Raw genomic sequence first — 9,759 nt, 5'->3', positions numbered from 1 at the left:
GAGGGCACGTGCCTGCTGCACGCCTGAGGCGGCCGAGAAGGCCGGGTCGGCGACGGCCCGGGCCAGGCGCAGCGCACGCCGCGGCCGATGCTGTCCATTGGCCTTCCGCGCCGCCGCGAGCAGCTCCCCCGGTGAGGACACATCTCCACACTCCAGGCCCCATTCAAGGTAGCGGGCCGGGACGGCGCCGTTCCACGATTCCGTGCCGCAGGCCGCGGCGGCCCTCCGCCTGATGGCGGTGCTGCGCCCGTAGGGAACCGAGGCAGCCAGCACGTCCGCGAACACCGGCGAACGGAGGTAGATCCGGGGCGCCCCGTCGGCGGTGCGGTCCAGGATTCCTTCATCCAGGAGGTTCGCCACGTCCGCCTCGTCGGCCAGGCGGCGCAGCGCGGCGTACGGCAGCCCGCCCGCCAAGGCCAGCAGCTCCAGGACCGCCTGCTCTCCGGCGGGACGCTCCGCTGCCAGCGAGCGCACCAGGTCCTGGATCCGGGTGTCCGGCGCCGGCGCCTCATCGACGAACACCCATACCCCGTTGCGCCGGACCAGGGCATGCTGCCTCCTGCCCCAGGCCAGCAGGGCCCGGACGAACAGCGGGTTGCCGGCGGCGGCCTCGGCGATGAAGCCCGAGGTGCCCCGGGCTACCGGACCGGACAGTGCCAGGCTGCACAGCTCGTGGACCTGGGCCTGGGTCAGCTGCGGAAGCCGCACCTGCCGCAGCAGCCCGTCGCTGCCCAGGCAGCCCGGTTCCTGCGAACGCCGTCCGCTTCTCCGGTTAAGGACCAGCGCCCGCACCGCCCCCGACATGACCAGATGGCTGATGACATAGCTGCTGTCAGCATCCAGGTCCTGGGCGTTTTCGACCACCAGCAGCACCTGCCCATCCCGGCGGTGCTCCCGCCCTGCCGGGTCTTCCCGGCTGCCGCGGTGAAAGTGATCAGTCAGCCGGCGCATGACGGCCACCGCATCGTCGTCGGAGGCCGGGCGTCCCAGATGGGGTGCCAGCGCGCCGTAAGGCACGGCGGCGAGCGCCCGGCTGGCATGGACCGGAAAGCAGCGCATCCGGCCTTCCAGCCGGTGCAGGACCTGCCGGGTGAGGGCGGTCTTACCGCTGCCCGCTTCCCCGCTGACCACTGCTCCGGCCGATCCGCTGTCCAGGAGCGCGGACAGCACCGCCGCCGTTTCTTCCCCGCGTCCGACGAAACCGCCGGCGCCGGGGATCACCGGGCCTCCCCGGTGGTGACCAGTGCGGCCAGTTCACGCCGGTTCCTGACCTGGAGTTTCGCGTAGGCCTGGTACAGGTGCCCCTCGACGGTCCGGACCGACACACCGGTTTTCGCCGCGATTTCGCGGTTGCTGGCCCCTTGCCGGACGTAGTGCACGATTTGGCGCTGCCGCTCGGTCAGGCCGTCGCAGTCCCCGCCTTCCCCGGCCGGCACGCCGGACTGCGGGGAGCATGCCCGCAGGATCCGCTTCAGGTCCCTGGCTGCCGCGCGCTCGCCGTTTGCCAGCAGCGCCTCCAGCGTGTCCTGGCCGACCTGCCGGGCAAGGCCGCGGTATCCCAGCTCCAAGGCCCGCTCCACTGTTTGGACCAGCAACTGGCTGTCCGCGTTGAGCATCCCCTTTGCATACAGCTGGCAGATATCGGCCAGGGCGCCCTCGGCTGCGGCGGCAACTTCGGCGAGCCGGTGGGCCGCACCAAGGTCTCCTGTCCTGGCTGCCGAAAGCAGGGCCCACATTTCCCGGGCCGGAGAGCCGGCCGCCCGTTCGTCGTCGGCCAAGGCGCGGAACTGCGCGGCAGCCCCGCCGGGCTCGCCCAGGGCGGCCCTCGCGGCGGCGGCAAAGTACCGCGTTCTGCGCACGCCCTCCCAGCCGCTGTCCGTGTCGACGGCGGCCTCGCCAAGGCATTCCAGCGACCGTTCCGTTTCTCCCTGCAGGGCCAGGCAGTAGGCCGCCGCGGCGGCGGCCAGGGGCGCCAATCCCTCCGGGTCCCGGACCCGCAGCTGCGCGACGGCAGGCAGCAGGCACCGGAGCGCCGGCCCGGGCTCCTCGGCGAAGGCCAGGAAAAGGCCGTCCGCCAGCTGTCCTTCGGTCCCCAGCGCCGCCCTGGCCACTGCCAGCCTTTCCCCGGAAGGTCCCTCGAACATCCGGCGCGCCTGCTGCCAGGCTCCGGCCATGACGTATGCAGCCGCAAGCTGCAGCGAGCACAACCCCCTGGTTGCGCCGGTCACTTTGGGATCGTCCAGGGTGGGCAGCACGGAGTCGGCCAGTTCGACGGCGTCGTTCTGGCGGCCGGTCATCGCCCAGGCCTCGCACAACAGGCCTGCCGCCCGCGCGCGCAGGTCCGGATCGGTGGCGAAGAGGCCGGCGTGCCGGTTGCCCAGCTGTCCGGCAATGTCGCGGTAACGGCCCTCGTAGCGGGCAATTTCCGTCCCTGCCACCAGCAGTTCGGCGCGCAGGTGCTGCAGCTCAAGGGCCAGGCCCGGTTCTTCGCCGCCGGACCGGGAAGCCTGGTCAAGCTCTGCTGCCACAGCCTCCAGCAGCTCCTTGGCCCGATCCACCTGGTGCAGGCTGCGCCAGGCCCTGCTCTCGGCGATGGCCTGCCGGGCCCGGGCAGCCATTCCCAAGCTGCCGTCGGCCCGCCGGCGGCCCAGGAGGTCGGCGGCCTCCCGGTACCGGCGCCGGTTCATCAGGTCATCGGCTGCTTCCAGGACCGGCGCCTCCGGCGTCCGTGCCCCGGCCTCGGCGGCTTGGCCGACAATTTGCTGCAGTTCGGCCCCGGCGCCGGGATCGATGCGCTGCCGCACGACCTCGTTGATGAGCCGGCTTGCCAGCCTTCCCCGGGGGGACGGCTCCCGGTCCAGGTCCAGGAACCCCTGCTCCTGCAGGAAGTCCACGTCCGCGGCGCTGCCCAGTGGAACCGCCTGCAGCGGGACGCTGCCCAGAGCGGCAAAGAATTCGAGCGCCTGGTACTGGCCCCGGGTCAGGCCTGCCAGAATTCCATCGACTGCTTCGGAGACGTGCAGACCGGGCCGCACATCCCCCGAGGCCAGCACCCACACGCCCGAGTGCAGGACCAGCTTCCCGGCATCAAGGCAATCCCGGGCCAGGGCCTTCAGGAACAGCGGATTGCCTTCGCTCCTGGCCCACAGATCCAAGGCTGCCTGCTGGGAGACGGCGGCACCGAACTCTTCCGCCAGCAGCAGTCCCGCATCCTTGAGCGGGATCGGGCCCAGGTCGCAGCGCCGCAGAAGCCCGGCCCGCCACAAACCCGTAAATTCCGCCGGCATTCCGGCGCAGTGCCGGCTGATCAGGATCAGTTTGGCGTCACCGCCCAGGGCCAGCCGGCTCAGGACCACGGCGGACATTTCGTCCACCTGCTCCGCATTGTCGACCGCGATGACGACGGTGCGCCCCTGGGCCCGCTCGGCCAATCGTTTCCTCAGTTCCTGCATCAGGGCACCGGGAGAACCATGCGCCCCCGGTTCCAGTTCCGTCAGCAGGAATCCCAAAGCGCCGAACGGAATCCGGGCCGCGAAGGCAGTTCCCCTCACCCAGATGGCGCAAAGGTCGCGGGGCCGGCTTTCCAGGACGCGCTGGACCAGCAATGTCTTGCCGGTGCCGGGGCCTCCGGCGACGAGGCATCCCTGCAGATCTTCCGACAGCGCCGTCTCCAGCACGGCGCTTTGGCCCGGGACCCGGACGGCCGAAGTTCCAGCCTGGTCCGCTTCCGCCCCGTTTCCAGGCACACACGTTTCCCCAATACCTGCATGAAAAGACCGCATATCCAAGTCCTCTTCCCCCACAAGAGGTACTCCCCCCAACTGGAAGTACATTTGGAATGCTAGGTACGCAGGCAGGGGCCTGGCCTGAGTACCGGCTACCGGTCTGCTACTCACCCGGCGGTCTTGCTACTCACAATCCGCGCCCGAAGGCGCCGGGTCCCGGCGGACCCGGCGCGCGGCAGTACTGCCTAGCGGTGCAGGGTGCCGCTCAGTGGGCGCCCACCGGCTTCAGCATGACCTTGAGCGTGCGCCACATGATGACCAGGTCGCCGGTGACGGACCAGTTCTCCACGTAGTAGAGGTCCAGCCGCACGCTCTCCTCCCAGCTCAGGTCGTCGCGGCCGTTGATCTGCCACAGGCCGGTGCATCCGGGCTTGATCTTCAGGCGCCGGTGCGTGAAGCCCTCGTAAACCGCGACCTCGGACGCCAGCGGAGGCCTCGGCCCCACCAAGGACATATCCCCCCTGACCACGTTGAACAGCTGCGGCAGTTCATCCAGCGAGTGCTTGCGGATCCAGCGGCCCACCTTGGTCACCCGGGGATCGTTGCGGATCACGAACAGCACCCCGTTGCCTTCGTCCAGGCTCTTCAGCGCCGCCCGCTGTTCCTCGGCGTCCACCACCATGGAACGGAGCTTGTACATGTTGAACATCCGGCCGTCCTTGCCCACGCGCTGCTGCCGGAAGAACACCGGCCCGCGGCTGTCCAGCTTGATCAGGACCGCCAGCACCGCCAGCAGCGGTGCGAACGCCAGCAGTCCCAGCGAGGCGCAGGCGATGTCCATGGCCCGCTTGACGAAGTGTTTCCCGCCGGCAAAGGTCGGCTGCTCCACGTGCATCAGCGGCAGGCCCTCGACCGGGCGGACCTGGATCCGCGGGCCGGCCACATTGGTCAGCGACGAGGCCATCACCAGTTGGGTGGAGCTGGCTTCGAGCTGCCAGCTCAGTTCCCGCAGGTACTTGCCGTCCCGCGGCAGCTGCCCGGCCACGATCACCGCATCGGCGCCCACCCTGGCCACTGCAGGGACAACATCGTCGGGATCGGAAATGACCGGGATGGTCCTGCCGCCCACGCTCAGTGACCCGTCAGCCTCGGCCCGGTCCAATACCGCACCGACTACCTGGTACGCGGCGCCGCAGTTCTTGTGGATCTGCGCGGACACGTATTCAACTTCCTGCCGCTGGCCGAGCACCACCACGCGCGACAGGTAATGCCCGTACTTCCGCTGATTGTTTAACCAGCACCGCCAGGCCCACCGTCCTGCGACCAGGGCCAGGGTGCCCGCCGGAAAGACAAAAAGGAAATACTCCTTGACGTTATGCTGCCCGATGGTCAGAAAGACAAATGCCAGCGATCCGAAAACCGCGGCGCTGGCAATAATCACCGCCTTGTATTCGGCCGCGCCAATACCGATCAATTTAGTATCGCGGGTCCGGAACGCTGCCAGCGAGGCGATCCAGGCCAGCGCCACGCCCAGTGCCACCACGGCCTGGTTCCAGGCGGAGCCGGCACCACCGGCCCGGGCCAGTTCCAGCCACCCGACCGCCATTCCGATAATCAGCACGTCCGATACCCAGAGCCTGGTGCGGTAGCGGCGGCTCCAGAGGACAGCGCTGGACGGCGTGCCGGCCGCAGCGGAATCCACCTCCCGGACGCCGGCTCCGGCAGCCGCCCGGACTGGCGCGTCTACCGATACAGTTCCCCCAAGATTACTCACTTCCGGTCTCCTCAATCCCCCGGTTGTCCGGAAACCGCCATTCCCTTGTTTTCCCGGGACCAGGGCATATCTGCCCACCCGGAAAAGGAATGATTTCCTCCCGGTCCATCAACCCCAGCCAAAGCGCCCCGGCAATTCAGCTCAAGCCGGAACGCCCGGACCCTTCCGGTCCGGATTGGTATTAAACGAGCCTAGAAAAAAAGCCCCCGGCGCGCATGAGTAGGGGGTACTTGAAAGCCGGAGGAATTACTCGGGACCGGAACGCATGGTACGCGCCGAACCGCGCACGGGGCAGGTACGCAGCACCGCCGGGCATTGAAAAGGGGGCCGACGATGGGATGGGGGTGGCCCAGTCTCAGAGGCCGCCCATCGTCGGCCCCCCGCTTGGGAGCCACAAGTGGCTACAACAAATAATAAGCACAGGGAAGGGCATCCGCCAATCCGGCACGCAATCGTTGCACAGTGCCGGGCCGGGGACTACCCGCGCGCGGAGTGGAACTTCTGCTGGGCGTTCAGCAGCCCCTCTTCGGCCAAGGCCGCCACCGCATCCGCGGCGTCGGCAATGAGGAACGGCAGCTCCTTCTTCTCCGTCCCGGAAAAGTCCCTGAGCACGTAGTCGGCAGTGTCCATCCGGCCGGGCGGCCGGCCGACGCCCACGCGGACGCGGTGGTAGTCCTTGGTGCCAAGGGCTTTGGAGATATCCCGCAAGCCGTTGTGGCCGCCCTCACCGCCGCCGATCTTGAGCTTGATGGCGCCGAACGGGATGTCGACCTCGTCGTGGACGGCGATGACATGGTCCGCGCCGATGCCGAAGAACTTGGCCAGCGCCGCGGTGGGGCCGCCGGAGACATTCATGAAGGTCAGCGGTTTGGCCAGGACCACCCGGGGACCGCCGATGCCAAGGCGGCCTTCGAGGACCTGTGCGCGGGCCTTGTGGCTCTTGAAGGAGCCGCCGACGCGGGCGGCCAGCTCGTCGAGCACCATCTGGCCGACGTTGTGCCGGTTGTGGCTGTAGCCGGGCCCGGGATTGCCGAGCCCGACTACCAGCCAGGTTTCGCTGCTCACGAAGGTGGATTCCGCCGTCGTTACTCGGCGGCAGCTTCGGCGGCCGGGGCCTCGGCTTCAGCCTCCGCAGCGGCCTCGGCGGAAACGGTGGCGATCAGGGTGTCCGGCTCGACCAGCAGCGCGACGCCCTGCGGCAGCTCGATGTCCGAAGCATGGACATGGGCACCGGCTTCGCGGCCCTCCACGTTGATGGTCAGGGCCTCGGGCAGGTGGGTGGCCTCGGCCTCGACGGCAACCGCCGGGTGCTCCAGGTTCAGGATGGCACCGGCGGCCACTTCGCCCTCGACGTGGATGTTGACGTCCACGGAGACCTTCTCGCCCTTCTTGACGGTCAGCAGGTCAACGTGCTCGACGATCTGCAGGAGCGGGTTGCGCTGGATCTCCTTGGCCAGGACCAGGTGCTCTTCGCCTTCGACATCCAGGTTCAGCAGGGCGTTGGCGGCGCGCAGCGCCAGGGTGGTCTCGCGCTTGGGCAGCAGGACGTGGACAGGATCTGCGCCGTGGCCGTAGATGACGCCGGGGATCTGGTTGTTGCGGCGGGCGCGGCGGGCGGCGCCCTTGCCGAATTCGGTGCGGACTTCGGCGGCGAGCTTCTGCTCGGTCATGGCATTCTCCTTGTGCATGGCTTTTCAGCGGATCGGCAGCGCCAGGTCAAGGAAAATGTCCGGAAAACAGGCTTTCCAGCCACCGTCGATAACGGACCCGCCGCAGTTACTGCGGCAGTCCCTCGCCTAGGCATCGCCCTCAAGCTTAGCAGCCGGCCGGCGCTGGCCCGAATCCTGCGGTGCGGCCGCGGGAGGGACCGGTCAGCGCCGGCGGGGCCGGGAGAGGAACAGCACCAGGATGGCGGAGAGCAGCAGCATGCCGGCGGCGGTGGCCACTCCCCTCGGGTCCATCGACGATACCGCCAGCACCGGGCTCAGGGGGACCAGTTCGGGGGCGGCGGCCGTCAGTCCTCCCGGGGCCTCCCCGGCCGCCTGTCCGCTGCCGGAACCGTCCGCCGGCGGCAGCAGGATCCCGCCTCCGCCGGCAGCGTTTTGTCCGCCTCCGACCGCCCTGTCCAGCGCAGCACAGGCCTGCACCACGGTGTCGCCGTTGAGTGCCACCATGTTCAGCAGCCCGGTCTGCTCGGATTCCTCGGGCAGGCAGTCCAGCTCCCGGACCGGGGTTCCGGGCTTGACGCGGACCCGGACGGTGACCAGGTAATCGTGGCTGTCCATCACGTCGATCGCCCGGCCCGAGGCCAGGGTGGCCAGCGGGAAGCTGCCCGGATCGGTCCATCTGTCCGCGAGCCCCGACGCCGGAAGCATCCAGCGGGCCGAAATTATCTCCACGCCCTCGCCGAAGGCCAGCCAGTCCACCAATGTGTAGTGTCCGGCGGAAACCATCGACGGGTTCTTGACGCTGATCCCGTAGACCACCTCCCACTGGGTGCCGGCAGTTCCGGAGACCGGAACGGGCTTACTGGCATTCTTGCTGACCTCCAGGCCCGGGCCGTGCCACGTGTTGGCCACGGTGCAGGTGATGTGCTGGCCGTAGCCGGGTACTATGCTGGCGCCGCGCTGGACCAGTTTCCCGCTGCCCGAATCCAGCCGGCACTGCCAGGGCTCCGCCGCAAATTCCTGGTCCCCCAGGAAAGCCGGTGCGTCACCCAGCCGGTAGGTCCGGCCGGCCTGGACTCCACCGGCAGTGCCGCTGGTGCCGGAAAGCTCCGGCTCCCGGGCGCCCTCCGCGGTGGCCGTCAATATCCACTTACCGGCCAGGCCGTTTGCCAGGCCCGACGGCGCCACCCGGTTCACCAGCGTGAGCCGCTGGACGCATTCGACGACGGTCCGGACGGTGAGCCGGGTCACCGCCGTCGACAGCCGCCGGATGCCCGCACCGCCGGTGCGGACCACGGCGCAGCCCTCGGGCAGGTCGACCGTCTCCGCGACAGTCAGCATTGTTCCCGGCCGGTAGCTGCCCGTTTCCCTGCCCCACAGCGGCTGCGCCCGGCCCAGCCCGGTCCCGCCTGCGGCCTGGACGGTGCCGGGAGCCGCGAGCCGCAGCGTGGCATCAAAGCCGGCGGGCCTGTTGCCGTGCCGGTACTCGGCGCCGTTAATGCTCCAGACCTTATCCACCAGCACCCGGGCCGGCACCGTCCGGCACACAGCCGCCTGGACACGGTTGTTCAGCAGCGCCGTGCTGCCCAGCCCGCCGGTGGCCTCCCCGCCGGGACCGCATTCGAGCGCTCCTGCCGCTGTTGCCGCCGGGATGGTCACGACGGCGGTGACATGGTAGGTGTGCACGGTGTCCGCCTCGGGGTTATGGCCGATGGCCGTGCCGCGCGCTGCCAGCGTCGCGCTGCGGTGCCGGCCGGGATCCGGCCATTTACCGGCTGCCTGCGTGCCCGACCGGGTCCAGGCCGCCGAAACAATGCCGATGCCGGCTCCGAACTCCAGGGCCTCGGTCAGCCCGTAGCTGGCGTCGGTGGTTCGGGAAGTGTTGGTGATGCGGATGGCGTAGCTGAGGTTCCACCGGCCGGCCGGGCCCTGCTTGAGCACCACGCGGGATTTGGTGATGCTGAGCGGGCCGTCGCGCATTTCCACGGCCATCCTGCACAGCACCCGCTGTCCCGCCGCCAAGGACGCCAGGGTATTGTCGTTCTGCAGCGCGATGCCTTCGCCGCTGCCCTCGTCGCGGCAACTCCAGGCCGGGCGGCCGGCGATTTCCCCGGCCCGGGACCAACCCGGATCCATCCGGCCGGACAGGACGGTAGGCACCCCGGCCGGAACGCTGCTGAAGCCCGAAGCCGGGACCTTGGGGCCGCTGCCGCCGAGGACCGTTTGCTTGCCCTGCCGGGCGGAGAGGGTCCAGTACCGGCCGAAGTCCGCCTTCGGAACGTTGAATTCCTGGACCAGGCGCAGCCGGGCCGCCTGATTGCCGTCGACGGATTCCCCAGGCGCTCCGCCGTCGGACGGTGGCTCGTCCTCCGCCTCCGGCCGCGTGGCCGGGGCGCCGTCCGTCCCGCCCAGGTCCGGTTCGGACGTGGGCGGCGGAGAAGGGTCCGGTTCGGACGTGGCCGGCCGGGAAGGATCCGTCCTGCCGGTCCCGCCCCCGGTCTCCTGCGGCTGCCCGGTCCCGGAGCTGTCCGGTTCCGGCGGTGAATCGCTCCCGGCAGGCTGATCGGAAGGGGACGGGGTCGGCGCCGTCATG

Annotated in this window: 6 protein-coding genes; all 6 read right to left on the bottom strand. The window is 69.5% G+C overall.

Annotated elements, in window-relative coordinates; genetic code table 11:
• Positions 1–1,221, bottom strand: a 1,221-nt coding sequence (locus ACFQ36_RS06875) for an AAA family ATPase (protein ID WP_377011943.1), incomplete at its 3' end; no start/stop codon positions are given.
• Positions 1,218–3,746, bottom strand: coding sequence for a LuxR C-terminal-related transcriptional regulator (locus tag ACFQ36_RS06870; RefSeq protein WP_377011941.1), 2,529 nt, complete (start codon positions 3,744–3,746; stop codon positions 1,218–1,220). The genes ACFQ36_RS06870 and ACFQ36_RS06875, both read right to left, overlap by 4 nt.
• Before the next feature lie 244 nt (positions 3,747–3,990).
• Complete coding sequence (locus ACFQ36_RS06865) at positions 3,991–5,499, bottom strand: sugar transferase (protein ID WP_377011939.1); 1,509 nt, start codon at positions 5,497–5,499, stop codon at positions 3,991–3,993.
• A 477-nt stretch (positions 5,500–5,976) separates the two neighbouring features.
• Complete coding sequence (pth, locus tag ACFQ36_RS06860; protein ID WP_377011937.1) at positions 5,977–6,564, bottom strand: aminoacyl-tRNA hydrolase; 588 nt, start codon at positions 6,562–6,564, stop codon at positions 5,977–5,979.
• Between the two features lie 20 nt (positions 6,565–6,584).
• A complete protein-coding gene (locus tag ACFQ36_RS06855) occupies positions 6,585–7,169 on the bottom strand; it encodes a 50S ribosomal protein L25/general stress protein Ctc (RefSeq protein ID WP_377011935.1) in 585 nt (194 codons plus the stop codon).
• A 201-nt stretch (positions 7,170–7,370) separates the two neighbouring features.
• Positions 7,371–9,758 (bottom strand): hypothetical protein, encoded by a 2,388-nt coding sequence (locus ACFQ36_RS06850; protein WP_377011933.1) that lies wholly within the window; start codon positions 9,756–9,758, stop codon positions 7,371–7,373.
• Between the last annotated feature and the right edge of the window lies 1 nt (position 9,759).

It is taken from the genome of Arthrobacter sp. GCM10027362 (assembly GCF_042679445.1).
GTDB lineage: Bacteria > Actinomycetota > Actinomycetes > Actinomycetales > Micrococcaceae > Crystallibacter.
Note: the sequence above shows the minus strand (reverse complement) of the source record. Positions and strands in the feature narration are given on the sequence as shown.